At 62.0% G+C, this 16,559-nt stretch carries 21 protein-coding genes; 12 read left to right on the top strand and 9 right to left on the bottom strand.

Translation table 11 applies throughout. The features are described 5' to 3' along the window. Positions 1-66: 66 nt before the first annotated feature. A complete protein-coding gene (locus RA20_RS03445; RefSeq protein WP_039124673.1) occupies positions 67-492 on the bottom strand; it encodes a VOC family protein in 426 nt (141 codons plus the stop codon). Positions 493-579: 87 nt separating this feature from the next. Then, the gene (locus tag RA20_RS03440) at positions 580-1,329 is read right to left on the bottom strand and encodes an alpha/beta hydrolase (RefSeq protein ID WP_039124672.1); all 750 of its coding nucleotides are present in this window, start codon (positions 1,327-1,329) and stop codon (positions 580-582) included. A gap of 131 nt (positions 1,330-1,460) precedes the next feature. Between RA20_RS03440 and RA20_RS03435 the strand changes: the two genes are divergently transcribed. The 6 genes from RA20_RS03435 to RA20_RS03410 all read left to right on the top strand — a co-directional run bounded on the left by RA20_RS03435 (position 1,461) and on the right by RA20_RS03410 (position 7,320). Then, positions 1,461-2,468: an Lnb N-terminal periplasmic domain-containing protein gene (locus tag RA20_RS03435; protein WP_039124671.1), complete on the top strand. Its 1,008-nt coding sequence runs from the start codon at positions 1,461-1,463 to the stop codon at positions 2,466-2,468. 161 nt (positions 2,469-2,629) lie between these two features. Beyond that, complete coding sequence (gene thrS / locus RA20_RS03430) at positions 2,630-4,576, top strand: threonine--tRNA ligase (RefSeq protein WP_039124670.1); 1,947 nt, start codon at positions 2,630-2,632, stop codon at positions 4,574-4,576. Between the two features lie 222 nt (positions 4,577-4,798). Continuing rightward, the gene (locus RA20_RS03425; RefSeq protein ID WP_039124669.1) at positions 4,799-5,104 is read left to right on the top strand and encodes a BufA1 family periplasmic bufferin-type metallophore; all 306 of its coding nucleotides are present in this window, start codon (positions 4,799-4,801) and stop codon (positions 5,102-5,104) included. Positions 5,105-5,172: 68 nt separating this feature from the next. Continuing rightward, a complete protein-coding gene (bufB, locus tag RA20_RS03420) occupies positions 5,173-6,027 on the top strand; it encodes an MNIO family bufferin maturase (protein WP_039124668.1) in 855 nt (284 codons plus the stop codon). Further along, on the top strand, positions 6,024-6,779 hold the full coding sequence (locus RA20_RS03415) for an HvfC/BufC N-terminal domain-containing protein (RefSeq protein ID WP_039124667.1): 756 nt from the start codon (positions 6,024-6,026) through the stop codon (positions 6,777-6,779). Before bufB ends, RA20_RS03415 begins: the two co-directional genes overlap by 4 nt. A gap of 4 nt (positions 6,780-6,783) precedes the next feature. Then, entirely contained in the window at positions 6,784-7,320 is a 537-nt protein-coding gene (locus tag RA20_RS03410) for a DoxX family protein (RefSeq protein WP_039124666.1), read from the top strand. 71 nt (positions 7,321-7,391) lie between these two features. On the opposite strand, the gene RA20_RS03405 is transcribed toward RA20_RS03410, so the two are convergent. Together RA20_RS03405 and RA20_RS03400 are read right to left on the bottom strand one after the other, a co-directional pair. Beyond that, the gene (locus tag RA20_RS03405; protein ID WP_039124731.1) at positions 7,392-7,760 is read right to left on the bottom strand and encodes a hypothetical protein; all 369 of its coding nucleotides are present in this window, start codon (positions 7,758-7,760) and stop codon (positions 7,392-7,394) included. Between the two features lie 42 nt (positions 7,761-7,802). Further along, positions 7,803-8,120 carry an ArsC/Spx/MgsR family protein gene (locus tag RA20_RS03400; RefSeq protein WP_039124665.1) on the bottom strand — a complete coding sequence of 106 codons (318 nt, stop codon included), beginning with the start codon at positions 8,118-8,120 and terminating at the stop codon, positions 7,803-7,805. Between the two features lie 201 nt (positions 8,121-8,321). On the opposite strand from RA20_RS03400, the gene RA20_RS03395 reads away from it, so the two are divergent. After that, positions 8,322-8,528, top strand: a complete 207-nt coding sequence (locus RA20_RS03395; RefSeq protein WP_039124664.1) for a cold-shock protein — start codon at positions 8,322-8,324, stop codon at positions 8,526-8,528. Positions 8,529-8,587: 59 nt separating this feature from the next. On the opposite strand, the gene RA20_RS03390 is transcribed toward RA20_RS03395, so the two are convergent. After that, on the bottom strand, positions 8,588-9,067 hold the full coding sequence (locus tag RA20_RS03390) for a dihydrofolate reductase (RefSeq protein WP_039124663.1): 480 nt from the start codon (positions 9,065-9,067) through the stop codon (positions 8,588-8,590). 18 nt (positions 9,068-9,085) lie between these two features. After that, entirely contained in the window at positions 9,086-9,919 is an 834-nt protein-coding gene (locus RA20_RS03385; protein ID WP_039124661.1) for a thymidylate synthase, read from the bottom strand. Between the two features lie 390 nt (positions 9,920-10,309). Between RA20_RS03385 and RA20_RS03380 the strand changes: the two genes are divergently transcribed. From RA20_RS03380 to RA20_RS03370, 3 genes are all read left to right on the top strand, one after another. Beyond that, positions 10,310-11,083 (top strand): thymidylate synthase, encoded by a 774-nt coding sequence (locus RA20_RS03380; protein WP_241482206.1) that lies wholly within the window; start codon positions 10,310-10,312, stop codon positions 11,081-11,083. 114 nt (positions 11,084-11,197) lie between these two features. Continuing rightward, positions 11,198-12,520 carry a hypothetical protein gene (locus RA20_RS03375; RefSeq protein WP_241482205.1) on the top strand — a complete coding sequence of 441 codons (1,323 nt, stop codon included), beginning with the start codon at positions 11,198-11,200 and terminating at the stop codon, positions 12,518-12,520. Between the two features lie 75 nt (positions 12,521-12,595). After that, a complete protein-coding gene (locus RA20_RS03370) occupies positions 12,596-13,024 on the top strand; it encodes a VOC family protein (protein WP_039124657.1) in 429 nt (142 codons plus the stop codon). A gap of 553 nt (positions 13,025-13,577) precedes the next feature. Here RA20_RS03370 and RA20_RS03365 read toward each other — a convergent pair. The 3 genes from RA20_RS03365 to RA20_RS03355 all read right to left on the bottom strand — a co-directional run bounded on the left by RA20_RS03365 (position 13,578) and on the right by RA20_RS03355 (position 14,828). Further along, complete coding sequence (locus RA20_RS03365; protein ID WP_193748761.1) at positions 13,578-14,075, bottom strand: MarR family winged helix-turn-helix transcriptional regulator; 498 nt, start codon at positions 14,073-14,075, stop codon at positions 13,578-13,580. 76 nt (positions 14,076-14,151) lie between these two features. Continuing rightward, a complete protein-coding gene (locus tag RA20_RS03360; protein WP_039124654.1) occupies positions 14,152-14,409 on the bottom strand; it encodes an FAD assembly factor SdhE in 258 nt (85 codons plus the stop codon). Further along, positions 14,406-14,828: a helix-turn-helix domain-containing protein gene (locus tag RA20_RS03355; RefSeq protein ID WP_039124652.1), complete on the bottom strand. Its 423-nt coding sequence runs from the start codon at positions 14,826-14,828 to the stop codon at positions 14,406-14,408. Before RA20_RS03355 ends, RA20_RS03360 begins: the two co-directional genes overlap by 4 nt. 96 nt (positions 14,829-14,924) lie before the next feature. On the opposite strand from RA20_RS03355, the gene RA20_RS03350 reads away from it, so the two are divergent. Both RA20_RS03350 and RA20_RS03345 read left to right on the top strand, forming a co-directional pair. Continuing rightward, positions 14,925-16,127 (top strand): pyridoxal phosphate-dependent aminotransferase, encoded by a 1,203-nt coding sequence (locus RA20_RS03350; RefSeq protein ID WP_039124650.1) that lies wholly within the window; start codon positions 14,925-14,927, stop codon positions 16,125-16,127. A gap of 14 nt (positions 16,128-16,141) precedes the next feature. Beyond that, on the top strand, positions 16,142-16,555 hold the full coding sequence (locus tag RA20_RS03345) for a hypothetical protein (RefSeq protein WP_039124646.1): 414 nt from the start codon (positions 16,142-16,144) through the stop codon (positions 16,553-16,555). The last annotated feature ends 4 nt before the right edge of the window (positions 16,556-16,559 follow it).

The raw sequence follows: 16,559 nt of genomic DNA, 5'->3' as shown, positions 1-16,559 counted from the left end.
CCCGGGATCAAGAAAAACCTCGCGCCAGAGGTGATTTAGAAAGCAATAGCCGCCGCCGCGCCACGCCTAGTGGCCGTTCCAGCAAAACGCGCCGTTCTCCGCCAGCCTGGAAAACGGGTTGAAGGCAATCTCCCAGATATGCCCGTCGGGGCTGCGGAAATAGCCGTGATGGCCGCCCCAGAACACATCCTGCGCCGGCTTCAGCACCTCGGCACCCGCGGCCTGCGCCGCCGCCAGCAGCTCCGCCACCTCTTCCTTCGTGCGGGTATTGTGGCTCAGCGTCATGGCACCGGTGCCCAGCTCCCGCTCCGGCACCCCGATTTCTGCCGCCAGCGCCGCCAGCGGGTAAAGCCCCAGGGTCTGCGAGATCAGATCAAAGGCAATCACCCCGTCCGGGCTTTCGGCACGCTGCCAGCCCAGGGCCTCATAGAAGGCCGCCGCCTTCTCCATATCCGGCACCCCCAGCGTAATCAGGCTTACCCTTTGCTCCATGGCTCAACCCCTTGTTTCTCAAATCTTTTCGAACTCTACAGCCGCTGCAGAATCGTGCCGTTCTGGAAAAGTTCTGGAAAACCTGCGTCAGCTTCCGCCCAGAACCTCCAGCACGGCATCCTCGATCATCTTCAAACAAGCCTCATCAGAGAACCGGTGGTCGGCATCCTTCACCAGGCTCAGCCGCATGTCCGGGCAATCCGCATGCTCCAGCAGCCGCACCGCCGTTTCGGTGGACACCGCGGTATCCGCCGTCCCCTGCAGGCAGCGCACCTTGAACGGCAGCTTCAGCGGTGCGCGCAAAACCAGCTGGCTGCGCCCGTCCTCAACCATCCGCTTGGACACATAATAGGGCTCCATGTAGTCGCTGGGCAGCTCCACATAGCCCCGGGCGTCCAAGTCTGCCTTCTGCGCCTCCGTGAAATTGGCCCACCAGCCATCCTCGGTGAAATCCGGCGCTGCGGCGATGGTCACCATGCCCTTGATCCGCTCCGGCATGGCACGCGCCAGCAGCAACGACTGCCAGCCGCCCATGGAAGAGCCGACCGGCACAATCTCCCCTTCGGTCAGTTTCGCCACAGCCTCCAGCGTGTCCTCGTGCCAGTCGCCGATGCAGCCGTCCTCGAAGCGCCCGGAGCTTTCGCCGTGGCCGGAGTAGTCGAACCGCAGAAACGCCTGGCCGCGCGCCCTGGCCCAGGCTTCCAGATGCACTGCCTTGGTGCCCTCCATGTCCGACTTCAAACCGCCTAGGAACACCACGCACGGCCCCTGCCCTTCGCTCTTGTGATAGGCAATCCGGCGGCCTTGGGCAGTCTCAAGGAACGAAGTGGCGGGCATGTCTCAGGTCTCCTGTCGGTTTGCCCAAGATGTGGCACGGCTGCGCCTGCCCCGCAAGCCGCGGAACTGCCTCTTGCCAGCGCCCTGCCCGCTTCCTTATGGTCGCCGAAATTTTTTAAGGACCGCAAGGCATGTTCAGATTTCTCAAAGGCATAGTACTGGCAACTGCAGCCGCCGCAGTGGCTCTGGCCACGGCCTGGGCCGCGCTGGCGCTGTGGTACCGGCTGCCGTTTGAGACCCTGCCCCGCGCCGCCTTGGCCGGGGGATTTGCCCTTCTCGGCCTTGCTGTCGTGATCGCCCTGTTCCGCCGCAAAGCCTTGCGCGCGCTCACAACCTTCACGCTGGCGCTTGCCGCCATGATCCTGTGGTGGTCCACCCTGACCCCGCCCGCAAACGGCAACTGGTCTCCCGACGTGGCCCGGCAGGTCACAGGTGTGGTCGAAGACGATATCCTCACCCTCTCCGGTGTGCGCAATTTTTCCTGGCAGACCCCAGAGGAGTTTTCCGAATCCTGGGAGGTCCGCAGCTACGACCTGACCGCGCTCCAAACCGTGGATCTGTTCATGTCCTATTGGGCCGGTCCGCAGATGGCCCATATGATTGTCAGCTTCGGCTTCGCTGACGGCGAGCAGATCGCCTGGTCCGTCGAGGTCCGCCGTCAGATCGGAGGCGGTTTTTCCCCCGTGGCCGATCTGTTCAAATCCAACACCCTGGTGCTGATCGCCGCGGATGAGCGCGATGTGGTCGGCACCCGCACCAACGCCCGCGGCGAAGATGTGCAGCTGTTCCGCATCGATGTGAGCCCGGACACCGCCCGCGCCCTGCTGCTGCGCTACGTCAACGCCGCCAACAGCCTTGCCGCGCAGCCGCAATGGTACAATTCGCTGACCACCAACTGCACCACCGTGGTGATGGACCTGATCCGCAGCTTTGCCGATGACGTACCGCTGGACTGGCGGGTGCTGGCCAACGGCTACCTGCCGGACTACGCCTGGGAGCAGGGCGTGCTCGACCAGACCCGCACCGTCGAAGAGCTGCGTGCCCTTGGCAGCATCACCCCGATAGCGCAGGCCCATGGCGTCACCCCGGACTATTCCGCCGTGATCCGCGACGGCGTGCCTTCCCCCGCAGCGAACTGACTTTGCTTCTTTCTGGCTGGAAATACCCTGGGGGAGACGCTGCAGGCGCCGGGGGCAAAGCCCCGTCTTGACAGCCGCCGCTGCACCTGCGAAATCAGCCGGACGACATAACCCGCAACCGGGCGTTCAGTGGGCGCCAAACCGACGAGGAGAGCCTTTAGATGGCCGAAATCTCTCTCACCTTCCCCGATGGCAATGCACGATCCTTTGACGCAGGCGTCACCCCTGCGCAGGTTGCCTCCAGCATTTCCACCTCGCTGGCCAAAAAGGCCATCTCCGCCACCGTCAACGATCAGCACTGGGACCTGCAGTGGCCGATCGATGCGGATGCCACCATCGCCATCCACACCATGAAGGACGAGGCTCAGGCAAATGAGCTGATCCGCCACGACCTGGCCCATGTTATGGCCCGTGCGGTGCAGGAAATCTGGCCCGACACCAAGGTCACCATTGGCCCGGTGATCGAAAACGGCTGGTATTACGACTTCGACCGTGCGGAGCCCTTCACCCCCGAAGACCTCGGCACTATCGAGAAAAAGATGAAAGAAATCATCAACAAGCGTGATGAGGTCCGGACCGAGGTATGGGAACGCAGCCGCGCGATCCAGCATTACACCGACAGCAATGAGCCCTATAAGGTCGAGCTGATCGAAAGCATCCCCGGCGATGAGCCGCTCAGGATGTACTGGCATGGCAACTGGCAGGACCTCTGCCGCGGCCCGCATCTGCAGCACACCGGCCAGCTGCCGGGCGATGCTTTCAAGCTGATGTCGATTGCCGGCGCCTACTGGCGCGGCGACAGCGACCGCGCCATGCTGCAGCGGATCTACGGCGTTGCCTTCACCGGCAAGGAAAAGCTGAAGGCCCACCTGACCATGCTGGAAGAGGCTGCCAAGCGCGACCACCGCAAGCTGGGCAAGGAAATGAACCTCTACCACATGCAGGAAGAGGCGCCGGGCCAGGTGTTCTGGCACCCCAACGGCTGGAAGATCTACACCACCCTGCAGGACTACATGCGCCGGATGCAGGAGCGTGACGGCTATGTCGAGGTCAACACCCCGCAGGTCGTCGACCGCAAGCTTTGGGAGGCCTCGGGCCACTGGGACAAATACCAGGAAAACATGTTCATCGTCGAAGTGGACGAGGACCATGCCCGCGAAAAAGCGATCAACGCGCTGAAGCCGATGAACTGCCCCTGCCACGTGCAGGTGTTCAACCAGGGCCTCAAATCCTACCGCGACCTGCCGCTGCGCATGGCCGAATTCGGCTCCTGCGCCCGCTATGAGCCTTCCGGCGCGCTGCACGGCATCATGCGGGTGCGCGGCTTCACCCAGGACGACGGCCATATCTTCTGCGCCGAGGATCAGATTGAATCCGAAACCGCAAAGTTCATCGCCTTCCTGTCCAAGGTCTATGCCGACCTCGGCTTCCACAACTGGACCATCAAGCTTTCGACCCGCCCCGAAAAGCGGATCGGCTCGGACGAAAGCTGGGATCTGGTGGAAAAGGCGCTTGGCGATGCTTGCAAGGCAGCCGGCTACGACTATGAATTGCTCGAAGGCGAAGGCGCTTTCTACGGACCCAAGCTGGAGTTCACCCTGACCGACGCCATCGGCCGGACCTGGCAGTGCGGCACCCTGCAGGTTGACCCCAACCTGCCGGAACGGCTGGAAGCGAGCTTTATCGGCGCCGACGGCAACAAGCACCGCCCGTTCATGCTGCACCGCGCCTGCCTGGGTTCGTTTGAGCGTTTCATCGGCATCCTGATCGAAGAACACGCCGGCAAGCTGCCGTTCTGGCTGGCGCCGCGCCAGGTGGTGGTCGCCTCGATCACCTCGGAAGCGGATGACTACGTGAACGAAGTGGTCGAAACCCTGCGTGCTGCGGGCGTCCGGGCAGAGGCCGATACCCGCAACGAGAAGATCAACTACAAGGTCCGCGAACATTCGGTGGGCAAGGTGCCGGTCATTCTTGCCATCGGCCACCGCGAAGTGGAGGAGCGCACCGTCTCCGTCCGCCGCCTCGGCGAAAAGCAGACCAAGGTTGAGAGCCTGGAAAATGTTACAAAGGCGCTGGCCCTCGAGGCCACCCCGCCGGACCTTCTGTAACATTTCGCTCCAATTGCAACACAAACGGCCCCCAATCGGGGGCCGTTTTGATTTCCAGCACCGTGAAAACACATAAAAACAACGGCTTGCCCCCAAAACCAGTGCAACCCTTTCTGACGCAGCTGTGAGACACGGCCTCGTGACTTAACCTCCTGAAAACCTCGGGTTAGTGTTTTCCTGTCATCACGACACCGCATGCTAAAACCGAAAGGAATTTACGAGATGTCGAACACCGCAAAATCCCTGGCCGTTGCTGGTGCCGTTGCCGCTGCTCTGACTGCTGCATCCACCATCCCCGCCGCCGCCGCCACCAAGGAAAAGTGCTACGGCGTTTCGCTGGCAGGCCAGAACGACTGCGCTGCCGGCCCCGGCACCACTTGCGCGGGCACCTCGACCGTCGACTATCAGGGCAACGCATGGACCCTGGTTGACGCAGGCACCTGCGAAGGCCTGGAACTGCCGGCACAGGCAGACGGTTCCGCACGCAGCGGCTCGCTGGAGCCTCTGGAGCGTGACCTGCCGGCATAATTGCCGCTAAAGTACCGGGGCGGGAGTGCAAATTCCCGCCCCTTTTGCACCCTGATACAGGACCCGCCATGCTTGACGCCGCTGCACATGACAAACTGCCCGCCGCCCCCGGCGTTGGCTACAAGCCGCAGCATTTTGCCCAGATCACCGAGGATGCGGGCAGCGTCAAATGGCTGGAAATCCACGCAGAAAACTACATGGGGGACGGCGGCCGCCCAATCGCGCAGCTGCGCCATCTCTCCGAACGCTTTGCCGTGTCGGTGCATGGCGTCGGTCTCTCCATCGGCGGCGAAGGCCCCTTGGATGCAGACCACCTGGCCCGGCTCAAGCACCTGGTCTCCTGGCTGAACCCCGCCAGCTTCTCCGAGCATCTGGCCTGGTCCACCCACGACAGCCATTTCTACAATGACTTGCTGCCGCTGCCCTATACGGATGCCAGCCTGCAGCGTATCTGCAGCCACATTGATCAGCTGCAGGACACAATCGGCCGCCGGATGCTGCTGGAAAATCCCTCCAGCTATCTCGCCTTTGCCGAAAGCACCTGGTCGGAACCTGAGTTCCTGGGTGAAATCTCCCGCCGCACCGGCTGCGGGCTGCTTTTGGACGTGAACAACGTCTTTGTCTCGGCCACCAATCTGGAGTTCTCGCCGCAGGGCTATATCGACGCCTTCCCGCTGGACAAGGTCGGCGAAATCCACCTCGGCGGCCATGACGAGGACGAAGACGACCATGGCCGCCCGCTGCTGATCGACAGCCACGGCCGCGAAGTGGTGGACCCGGTCTGGGCGCTGCTGGACTACACATTGGCCAAGTCCGGCCCCAGGCCGGTGCTGATCGAATGGGACAATGACGTCCCCGACTGGCCGGTGCTGGAGGCAGAGGCCGCCCGCGCCGCAACCGCGCTGGAGCGCGTCCCGGCATGAGCGTCACCCAGGCAGATTTCACCCGCGCCATGATGGATGCGGGCCAAGCGGTGCCGGATGGTCTGACCGACCACCTGGCGCAGCCCGCAGGCCGCCGGTTCAGCGTCTACCGCAACAACGTCGCTGTCTCGCTGACCGAAGCAATGCACAGCGCCTTTCCGGTGATTGCCAAGCTCCTGGGCAAACAGAACATGGACGGGCTCGCAGGCATCTACCTGCGCCAGCATCCGCCCTCCTCGCCTTTGATGATGTTCTACGGCGCGCATTTTCCGGAATTCCTGGAAGGCATGGAGCAGCTCAAGCACCTTGGCTACCTCGGCGACACCGCCCGGCTGGAGCTGGCCCTGCGCCGTGCCTACCACGCCGCGGATGCAGCCCCGATCGCGCCTGAGGCGCTTGGCGCCCTGACGCCGGACGCGCTGATGAACACACGCCTGGCGCTGGCGCCTGCCGTGCAGGTGCTGCGATCGCCCTGGCCGGTCCACGGCCTCTGGCGCTACAACACCGAGGACGGCGCGCCCAAGCCTGAGCCCCAGGCGCAGGACGTGCTGATCACCCGCCCCGAATTCGACCCCATTCCCCAGGTTCTGCCGCCCGGCGGCGCAGTCTGGATCCGCGCCTTGATGGGGGGCGCTGCCATTGGCGAGGCCCTGGAACAGGCCGCCGCCGAAGACGAAACCTTCGACCTGGGTGCCACGCTGGCCCTGCTGTTGCAGGGCGGCGCAATAACAGGACTGGATAGCAAAGGGTAAGACCATGCACGCACTTGTTTCCACTTACACATCCCTCCTCGGCAAGGCCGACCGGATGTCGGACTTCGTCGTCCCGACTCTGGCGCGGCTTGTTTTTGCCGCCGTCCTGCTGGTCTATTACTGGAATTCCGCAGGCCTGAAGACGGATGGCTCGATCTTCTCGCCCTCGGCCGGCGCCTTCGGCCAGATCTTCCCGCACGCGGCTGAGGCGGTGCTCTACGACGTCACCCAGCTGAACATTTTCCAGCGCCTGGTGATCTTTGCCGGCACCGTCGCCGAATACGTCCTGCCTGCGCTGATCCTTGTTGGCCTGATGACCCGCCTTGCCGCGCTTGGCACCATCGGCTTCATCTGGGTGCAGACCATCGTCGACGTCACCGGCCACGGCGTGAAACTGGGCAGCCTGTTCAACAATGCCATCGAACTGGTCGACCAGCGCGTGATGTGGAGCTTCCTGCTGCTGGTCCTGGTCTTCAAAGGTGCCGGCGCCCTGTCGGCTGACGCCCTGGTCCGCAAGGTCGCAGCACCGGCAGAAGCCTGAACTTTCAACTGAGAACGCAAAAGGCGCCCTGCCCCCGGCAGCGGCGCCTTTTTCATGTCTTGAGTTGCGGGTCAGAAATGGGCTTTGGGCTCATCCGGCTTGCCTGCGGCCAGGGCCAGCAGCCCGGCCAGGGCAGCAAAACTCAGCGGGAAAACCGTAAAGACGTTGAACCCGAACCCGGCGTACATGCCCGCGGCTGAGCCCAGCAGCAGGATGCCGCCCCAAAGGGCCCGCGCCCGTGCCATCGCACCGCCCGCGATCGCCAGCAGCGGCGACAGCACCGCCAGAAGCCTCAGCTGGCCCACATTGTCGACCTGCTCGGCCAAGCCTTCCACTTCGCCGAAATGCTCCACCGCCGCGGTGTAGCCATAGCCGAAGAACCCGACCACCATGCCGAAAATCCCGGCGATAATTCCCAGAACTAGCGCTGCATTGCGCATCATGCGTCTCCCGTCATCTGCCGGTATGACTTAGGCAGCGGGTTACGAGACGCCAAGGGCCGCGCGCGTGTTCTGATCCCAACCCAGGAATAATTCCCCGTCCCGCTCGATCAGCGGCCGCTTCATCAAAGCGGGATGCGCCCGCAGCAATGCCAGCGGTTCGCCGGCGCGCTCAGCCTCATCCAGCCCGCGCCAGGTGGTTGAGCGCGTGTTGACAAGCTTTGCTCCGAACTGCCCGTAAGCCGTCTCCAACAGCCCCTCTGGCATACCATCCGTGCGGATATCGACCAGAACCGAATCCGGAGAGGATTTCAAAGCCTTACGGCAGGTGTCGCAGTTCTTAAGCCCGTAAATTTTCATGCTTCCCCCAATGTCCCGCAGCGGAACTTGCACAATTTATGGTAGAATTCTTCACTTTCTCTTGATTTTCATCCAGCCCGTGCAAAACTCCAAGTTGTCTGGTCTTGCCTTGCCCACCACCGGAGCGGAGGGGCGCAAGGGACGGGCCGGATGCCTTGGGAGCCCCCAAGGCAAAGTGCAAAGTAGAAGGAGACACGGGAAATGCCAAGCGGCACCGTGAAGTGGTTCAACACCACCAAAGGGTATGGGTTTATTGAACCCGATGAAGGCGGCAAGGATGTGTTTGTGCACATTTCAGCGGTGGAGCGGTCCGGCATGACCGGCCTCGCCGACAATATGAAGATCGGCTATGAACTGACCGAAGGCCGTGACGGCCGGAAAATGGCTGCAGACCTCAAGGCGATTTAAGTTTTCCAAACCAGCGCTGCGCCCGGACTTCAGCTGGGCGCAGGCTATGCGCAGGCCCTTCAGGCCCGCCGTAGGTATTCAACCATCACGCAGGCCGGATCGCTGTCGCGAAGCAGCGTTTTCCCGGCCATGTTCCATTCGCCTGCCTGAAACTCGGGGAAAAACGCGTCCGCCGCGTCGATGCTCAGATCCACCTCGGTGATCAGCAGCCGGTCGGCCATGCCCAGCATGCCTTTGTAGATCCCCTCGCCGCCAATGCCATAGACCCGGCGGTAGCCCTGCGCATAAGCTTCCGCAACCGCGGCCTCAATTGACGGCAGCACGGTTTCCGCCGCCTGCGGATTAGAGGACACCACCAGGTTCAGGCGGTTTTTCAGCGGCTTGAACGGCAGGCTGTCCCAGGTATTCCGCCCCATGATGATAGCGCCGCCCAAAGTCTCGCGCTGGAACGCCTTCAGATCCTCCGGCGCGTGCCAGGGAATATCATTGTCCTTGCCAATGGCACCATTGCGCGCCCGCGCGGCGATCAGGGTAATCATCCGTATTTTCCTTTGAAATCAGACCGCAACCGGTGCCTTGATCACCGGATCCGGATCGTAGTTCAGGATCTCAAAATCCTCATACTTGAAGTCGAAGATCGAGCTGACCTGGCGCTTGATCCGCAGCTGCGGCAGCGGCTTCGGTTCGCGCGACAGCTGCAGCTTCACCTGTTCCATATGGTTCGAGTAGATATGCGCATCACCCATCGTGTGCACAAAATCCCCGGCCTCATAACCGGTCACATGCGCCAGCATCGCCAGCAGCAGTGAATAGGAAGCGATGTTGAAGGGCACGCCCAGGAACATGTCCGCCGAGCGCTGGTACAGCTGCAGATGCATCTTGCCGTTCACCACCCGCAATTGCCACAGCGTGTGGCACGGCGGCAGCGCCATGTCCGGCACATCGCCCGGGTTCCAGGCCGAGACGATCAGGCGGCGGCTGTCAGGGCTGGTGCGGATCATCTCCACCAGATCCGTGATCTGATCAACGGAACCGGCACGGTACAGCGGCTCATCCCCGGTGGTGCCTTCCGCCAGCTCCAGCCGCGGAAACTTGCGCCACTGATGGCCATAGACCGGTCCCAGGTCGCCGTTTCCATCCGCCCATTCATCCCAGATCGAGACGCCGTTCTCTTTCAGATAGCGGATATTGGTATCGCCGGACAGAAACCATAACAGCTCATGGATGATCGAGCGCAGATGCAGCTTCTTGGTGGTCACCAGCGGAAAGCCGTCCGCCAGCGAGTACCGCGCCTGCATCCCGAAACAGCTGAGCGTGCCGGTGCCGGTGCGGTCGCCGGACGGCTCCCCGTGATCCAGAATATGCTGTAGCTGATCCAGGTACTGCTGCACGGATTCTCCCCCTGTCCTGCCGCGGAATTTCACGCTCCGGCATAACGGCTGCAGTGCCGGGCGCCAAGCGCAAATATCGCCTTCACGCTGCCTCAGAATACTACATGTGCCGCCGCCTGCACCACTGCAAACTACATGCAGGTAGCGCATCCGCCACGGTTGCGCCCAAATCCTTACAGTTCAATTGACAAGAGCGCCCCTCCGGCCGAAGGTAGCGCAAAACGATAAAACATATTGAGGTACAGGCAGATGAGGCGCTATTGGCTAGGGCTCGCGGCAGCGTCCGCGCTGTCCGCATGCGGCGGGGGGAACCCCTTTGCAACAACAGACCCCACCGATCCGGTCACGGGCTCGACCATTCCTGAAGCCCTGGCGGGTGACGTAGACAGTGTGAGCTACAACGCTACCGACCAGACGCTGACCGTAACCGGTGTCGGCCTGGACGAGACTCCTTTCACCGCGACCTATGTCCGCAAACCCGCGCTCGACCGGAACGGCTATGAAGCCTATACGGTACAGGACAACGCGCTTACCGAACATTCCACCGCCTATGTGCGCGAGATTGAAGGCGGCCAAGCGACCGTTGTCATGACCGGGGGACAGTTCGGTTTTTTCCAAGGCGGAACGACCTATGGCCGCACCGGTACGTTTTCAGCACCTGACACCGAACAAGGGCCCGGTGGAATTGTCAGCTATGCTGGCACTTACATAGGTCTGCTGAACATCAACGGTGATGGTGGAGACCTGATCACGCCGACTCCAGGAACCGCCCCCGAATTGTTGCCTGGCCAGGCCGCCGAAGTGACCGGAGATGTGTTCATCAATGCCGATTTCTCGGACAACCGGGTCAAAGGGACGGTGTATAACCGTCAGATTACGGATCAGCCGGCAACAATAGTAGAAGACTTGGATCTTGAGCCCACCGATATTGCCTCCGGCGGGACGTTTGACGGAGCGGTTTCCACCGGCGGCATCGGCGTCGGGGAATACGGGGGCGTCTTCTCGGGAACAGATGCCGCGGCTGTGGCGGGATCAGTCCACGCTACAAGCCATATACAGGCCTTTTCAGGAAGTACGGTTCCAATCGAAGAGTTTGGTGTCTTTGTGCTCGGCTCCTGCGACGGCGCCAGCCCGGATCCGGTCTGCAACCAGCCCGATCCCTGATCCATGCGCAAGGCCGCAGCGGCGTTATTGTTGCTGGGCCTGGCAACGGCCCAGCCTCACGCACAGGAACCAGCCAAGCAGCAACTGCATCTGTCCCTGCAACAGGGGCAGGTCATGGCTGCGCATGCGCTGAACTCCGGCAATCCGCAGCTGGCCCTTCAGCTATCAAGCTCCCTGCTGCAAGCAAATGGCAAGGATCACCTTGCCTGGCATCTGCAAGCCGCCGCCTATGCCCGGACCGGTCAGCCGGAGAAAGGGCGCAAATCGGCTGCCCGCGCCTTCCGTTTTGCCCCGGATGACGCCAGCCGCTACCAGATGGCCCAACTGGCCTCCCGCCTCGCCTTTCAGGGCGGCAGCCCGACGCTGTCGCAATACTGGCTGCGCCGCACAGCCGTCTACGCACCGGATGAAAAGGCCGAGAAGCTGATTGCCAAGGATTACGAGACATTACGGCGCATAAACCCCTGGTCGTTCCGGCTCAGCGGAGGGGTGAAACCCTCCAGCAATGTGAACAACGGCTCGGACGCGGCCACCCAGGAAATCGACGGGCTGGCATCGCATGAAAACAGGTTCGGACCGCGCGCCATTGCACTGTCCGGCCTCATCGGCACGCTGGATGCAGGCGTCAGCCGCCGCCTGCAGCAAAGCGAATCCAGCCTGACCGCGCTTAGCGGCCGCCTGTATGTACAGCGGGTTGCCCTCTCTGACAGCGCCAAGGCGCAGGCGGCTGAGCTGGCCGCCCGCACCGGCACAACGGTTCCGCGGAACTCCGAATTCGGCTCGACCTATGGCGAGATCACCCTTAGCCACGCCTTCAAGGCAGGCAAACCTGGCCAAGGCGGCAGTGCCCGCGTCGCATTGACTGGTGCCACCTCCTGGTATGGCGGCGAGCGCAACTATAATCTAGCCAAACTCTCTGCAGCCCGCAGCTGGGCACTTTCACCGCAAAACCGGCTGACCATAGACGGCAGCGCCGAACACAGGCTGAGTCCGCGCTTTGCCACCTTGGAAGCGGATGTCTTTGGGCTTGGAGCGTCGCTGTCGCGCCAGCTCAGCAACGGCAGCAGCCTGAGTTTCTCGCTTGGACTGCGCGACACTCAAGCCAAGAGCAATAATTCCGACGGAACATCCGCGACCTTCCGCGTAGGCTATGCCCTTGGACACCAAATCGGACCGGCCAAAATCAGCACAGGGCTGATTCTAGGTACAGCGGACTACCCGCATCACACCTTTCACAATGGCCATTCCTGGCAGCCAGTCCCCGGCGGGCGCCAGGACACCTCCGCCTATGCCGACTTGAACGTGTTCTTTGAAGAATACGACTACGCCGGATTTGCCCCGATGCTGCGTCTGCGCGCTGGCAAGCGGTTCTCGAACCACAGCCGCTTCGAGACCTCAGAGTTCTCCATCTCTCTTGGCGTTGAATCAAAATTCTGAGAGCCTGCCGGCGCTTTTGCTGGCCTTCACCCCCTGCCCCGCTAAAGTCCCAGCAAACACAGACAGGAGAGAGCCGTGCCCCTTACGTATCTGCACACAATGGTCCGGGTGAAGGACCTGGAAAAATCCATGGCCTTCTATGAGCTGCTGGGCCTCAAGCAGACCCGCCGCTGGGACTATGAGGCGGGCCGCTTCACCCTGGTCTTCATGGCCCCTCCCGGCCAGGAGGAGACGCCGCTGGAGCTGACATACAATTGGGATGGCGACGAAGGGCTGCCGAGCGACAGCCGCCATTTCGGCCATCTCGCCTATGGGGTGGATGACATCTACGCCGCTTGTCAGCACCTGATGGACAACGGTGTTACGATCAACCGCCCACCGCGCGATGGCCGCATGGCTTTTGTGCGCTCGCCGGATAATGTGTCCATTGAACTTCTGCAGAACGGCGAGCCGCTCGCCCCGGCAGAGCCCTGGGCCAGCATGGAAAACACCGGTAGCTGGTAATCCTGCAAGCGCGGGCCGGAGCCTGTCCGGATCGCGCGCAAAAGTTTTGAGGAAAACTTTTGCCAAGACTTTTCCAAAAAGTCTTGGGCTCCACAGCCGCGGCACAGGCATATTCCCTTAAGGCGCCGGTTCTTTTCGGAAGATGAGGCGGCGGCAAGTGCGGTAGGCGGCCGTGTCTCAGCAAGCGTGCTGGAGAGCTGCGGCACACATGCTCAGAACATCTGGCTTTGGGAGCAATCGCCCGCCTCTTTGAATACTGGATGCGGCAGAGTTTCCTTTCCCGGAACGCAGAAAACCCGGTGCAGCGCCGCTGTGGTGCTGCCCGTTCGCCGCGGCATCTCCCGCCGCTCTTTGGTTTCCTGCAACCATCAAACCAAGTAATAAGGGCGGCTACTTCTGCAACCATCTGCCATGGCCCCTGTCCCGGGTCCCGGCGCTTTGCCCTTCAATACGTCCAGAGCACGGTTTCCCCTCATGCCCCTGTTTCGGCCCGCCGGATTTCCCCGGTCTGCACGGCCTGCTGCCTGCCGGGCTAATCTGCCCGTCTGGCGTCTTAATAGATGTAGCGGATCTGATCCGACCAGTAACGCTCCACCCGCTTCAGCGAGGCGGTAATATCCTCGATCCCTTCAGAAGAGATCACGTTTTTGCCTTCCAGCCCCTCCGCATGGCGGGAAAACAAGGCCGACACGATATCGCGGATTTCGCGGCCGCGCTGGGTCAGTCGCACCCGCACTGAACGGCGGTCGATCTCGCAGCGCTGATGGTGCATATAGCCCATCTCGACCAGCTTCTTCAGGTTGTAGCTGACATTGCTGCCCTGATAGTAGCCGCGGGTCTTCAATTCCCCGGCGGTTACCTCGTTATCGCCGATATTGAACAGCAGGAGCGCCTGGACTGCGTTGATTTCCAGCACCCCAACGCGTTCGAATTCATCCTTGATGACGTCCAGCAGCAGACGGTGGAGACGCTCGACCAGCGCCAGCGCCTCCAGATAGCCAGTCATAAACCCTTTGCGGTCCGTCTGGCCGATTGGCATTTCCATACTCATTCGCATCTCCGACTCGAATTTGCTCTTGAGGCAAGATGCCAACAATTCCCGAAAAATCAGTTAAGCCGGAATTTTATTATTTTTGGTACGTTTGCGCTATGTCTTCCACCAGCGCGCGGAACGGCTCAGCCGGCGCGGCCTGCCCGGTAACCCATTGATACAAATCCTGATCATTCTCGTGCAGCAGGGCGTCGTAAAGATCCAGCCGGGCGTCATCCATCTGCGCCAGATTGGCAGCGGCAAACCCCGACAGGAGAATGTCCATCTCCTTGATTCCCCGCCGCATCGAACGCATTTGCAGCCGCTTCAGCCGGACTTCGCGGGACTCGCTCATGCCTCTGCTCCGGCTACCTCGGCTGCCTCAGCCGCCTGCAGCAGGTTGCGCAGCTTCTTCTCCAGCCGCGCAGCACGCTCGGCATTGCTGCGCATTTCGCCGCGCAATTCGCGCATTTCCTTCAAAATGCCGGCAAATTCGCCCAGCCCCACGTCGGCGCCAACCGGCTCAGACATGCCCTCGCCCTCGCCAGTCAGCAGCCAGGACATCGACACGTTCAGAACACCCGCCATCATCGTCAGCTTGTTGGCGCGCGGCTCGGACAGATCCTGCTCCCAGGCCGCAAGCGTTGCTTTCTTGATGCCCAGCCGGCGGGCCAGCTGTGCCTGGGTCATGCCAGCAGCCTCGCGCGCGGCGGCCACCCGGTCGCCGAAAGTTGCTGCATCCGGGCCGTACCAGTCAGTCTCCTGCGCTTCCATCGTCAGTTCTCCTTATACTGTTGCCAATGCAGCTTGATCGCTGTCTGGCGGCACCCTATGACAGTTCCGCAGAACATACAAACCAGGGCCAGCCTAATGTCTTTCCTGTCGGATACCCTCAGCCGCGTCAAACCGTCGCCGACCATAGCCATGACCGCAAAAGCGGCTGAATTGAAGGCCGCGGGACGCGACGTCATCGGTCTTTCCGCCGGCGAGCCGGACTTTGACACGCCGCAGAACATCAAGGACGCAGCCGTCGCCGCCATCGCCGCAGGCAAGACCAAATACACCGCCCCCGACGGTATTCCGGAGCTGAAACAGGCCGTTTGCGCAAAGATGAAGCGCGACCACGGGCTGGACTACACGCCCGCGCAGGTCTCAGTCGGCACCGGCGGCAAGCAGACGCTCTACAACGCCCTGATGGCGACCCTGAACGCGGGCGACGAAGTGGTGATCCCGGCGCCCTATTGGGTCTCTTACCCCGACATGGTGCTGCTGGCAGGCGGCACGCCGGTGGTTGCCGAAACCTCGATCCAGACCAATTTCAAGCTGACCGCGGATCAGCTTGAGGCCGCGATCACGCCCAAAACCAAATGGTTCATCTTCAACTCGCCCTCCAACCCGACCGGCGCGGGCTACAGCTGGGAGGAGCTGAGGGCACTGACCGAGGTGCTGCTGCGCCATCCCCATGTCTGGATCATGACCGACGACATGTACGAGCACCTCGCCTATGACGGGTTCGAATTCTGCACCCCGGCGCAGGTTGAGCCCGCGCTTTATGAGCGCACCCTCACCTGCAACGGCGTCTCCAAAGCCTATGCCATGACCGGCTGGCGCATCGGCTATGCCGCAGGCCCGGAAAAGCTGATCGCCGCCATGCGCAAGGTGCAGTCGCAGTCCACTTCCAACCCCTGCTCGGTCAGCCAGTGGGCCGCGGTTGAGGCGCTCAATGGCACTCAGGACTTCCTGGCGCCCAACAACGAGACATTCGTGCGCCGCCGCAACCTGGTGGTCTCCATGCTGAACAAGATCGACGGCATCTCCTGCCCGGTGCCGGAAGGCGCATTCTACGTCTACCCGTCCATCGCCGGATTGATCGGCAAGACCACACCCGCGGGCAAGGTAATCGAAACAGACGAGGATTTCGCCACTGCCCTGCTGGAAGAGGCCGATGTCGCTGTGGTCTTTGGCGCAGCCTTCGGTCTGTCGCCCAACTTCCGCGTCAGCTACGCTACCTCGGACGAAGCGCTGGAGACGGCTTGCAGCCGCATCCAGAAATTCTGCGCCGCACTGACTTAAACGGGAGACAAGGCATGAGCGCCGAACTGCCGGAATACTACTTCCGCGTCCGTGAGAACGGCGCTTTTGTCTTCCGTGTCGATACCGAGAACCGCCAGCGGCGGATCGAGATGGATCAGATCGCCGTTGTGAACATCCGCAACGGCGAGATCAAACCGCACGGCCAGCGCGCACTGTCCGAGCAGGACATTGCCGAGATCAAATCCTGGATGGAAGCCCGCACCGCCACATTGGCGGCCCGCGACGTGGACGACATCCACCGCGCCATCGACCATTTGAACCTGACGACCCACTGGGCCAACAGCCGCGCCAGCGATGAGCAGCTGGAAAAGGTCACTGACGCACTGTTGCTGGCGATGCACGACCTGCGCAGCGTTCTGGTGCGCAAGAAGGCCGACCGGCTGATCAAGGCCCGCGAGGGCGAATAGCCCC

The organism is Leisingera sp. ANG-Vp, from assembly GCF_000813725.1.
Taxonomy (GTDB): Bacteria; Pseudomonadota; Alphaproteobacteria; order Rhodobacterales; family Rhodobacteraceae; genus Leisingera.
This window is presented reverse-complemented; position numbering and strand designations above follow the sequence as displayed.

What these genes read in the sequence shown, in the direction of transcription:
- RA20_RS03445 (WP_039124673.1), bottom strand. Translation starts at nt 492, where the DNA reads ATGGAGCAAAGGGTAAGCCTGATTACGCTGGGGGTGCCGGATATGGAG.
- RA20_RS03440 (WP_039124672.1), bottom strand. Translation starts at nt 1,329, where the DNA reads ATGCCCGCCACTTCGTTCCTTGAGACTGCCCAAGGCCGCCGGATTGCC.
- RA20_RS03435 (WP_039124671.1), top strand. Translation starts at nt 1,461, where the DNA reads ATGTTCAGATTTCTCAAAGGCATAGTACTGGCAACTGCAGCCGCCGCA.
- thrS (WP_039124670.1), top strand. Translation starts at nt 2,630, where the DNA reads ATGGCCGAAATCTCTCTCACCTTCCCCGATGGCAATGCACGATCCTTT.
- RA20_RS03425 (WP_039124669.1), top strand. Translation starts at nt 4,799, where the DNA reads ATGTCGAACACCGCAAAATCCCTGGCCGTTGCTGGTGCCGTTGCCGCT.
- bufB (WP_039124668.1), top strand. Translation starts at nt 5,173, where the DNA reads ATGCTTGACGCCGCTGCACATGACAAACTGCCCGCCGCCCCCGGCGTT.
- RA20_RS03415 (WP_039124667.1), top strand. Translation starts at nt 6,024, where the DNA reads ATGAGCGTCACCCAGGCAGATTTCACCCGCGCCATGATGGATGCGGGC.
- RA20_RS03410 (WP_039124666.1), top strand. Translation starts at nt 6,784, where the DNA reads ATGCACGCACTTGTTTCCACTTACACATCCCTCCTCGGCAAGGCCGAC.
- RA20_RS03405 (WP_039124731.1), bottom strand. Translation starts at nt 7,760, where the DNA reads ATGCGCAATGCAGCGCTAGTTCTGGGAATTATCGCCGGGATTTTCGGC.
- RA20_RS03400 (WP_039124665.1), bottom strand. Translation starts at nt 8,120, where the DNA reads ATGAAAATTTACGGGCTTAAGAACTGCGACACCTGCCGTAAGGCTTTG.
- RA20_RS03395 (WP_039124664.1), top strand. Translation starts at nt 8,322, where the DNA reads ATGCCAAGCGGCACCGTGAAGTGGTTCAACACCACCAAAGGGTATGGG.
- RA20_RS03390 (WP_039124663.1), bottom strand. Translation starts at nt 9,067, where the DNA reads ATGATTACCCTGATCGCCGCGCGGGCGCGCAATGGTGCCATTGGCAAG.
- RA20_RS03375 (WP_241482205.1), top strand. Translation starts at nt 11,198, where the DNA reads ATGGCTGCGCATGCGCTGAACTCCGGCAATCCGCAGCTGGCCCTTCAG.
- RA20_RS03365 (WP_193748761.1), bottom strand. Translation starts at nt 14,075, where the DNA reads ATGAGTATGGAAATGCCAATCGGCCAGACGGACCGCAAAGGGTTTATG.
- RA20_RS03360 (WP_039124654.1), bottom strand. Translation starts at nt 14,409, where the DNA reads ATGAGCGAGTCCCGCGAAGTCCGGCTGAAGCGGCTGCAAATGCGTTCG.
- RA20_RS03355 (WP_039124652.1), bottom strand. Translation starts at nt 14,828, where the DNA reads ATGGAAGCGCAGGAGACTGACTGGTACGGCCCGGATGCAGCAACTTTC.
- RA20_RS03350 (WP_039124650.1), top strand. Translation starts at nt 14,925, where the DNA reads ATGTCTTTCCTGTCGGATACCCTCAGCCGCGTCAAACCGTCGCCGACC.
- RA20_RS03345 (WP_039124646.1), top strand. Translation starts at nt 16,142, where the DNA reads ATGAGCGCCGAACTGCCGGAATACTACTTCCGCGTCCGTGAGAACGGC.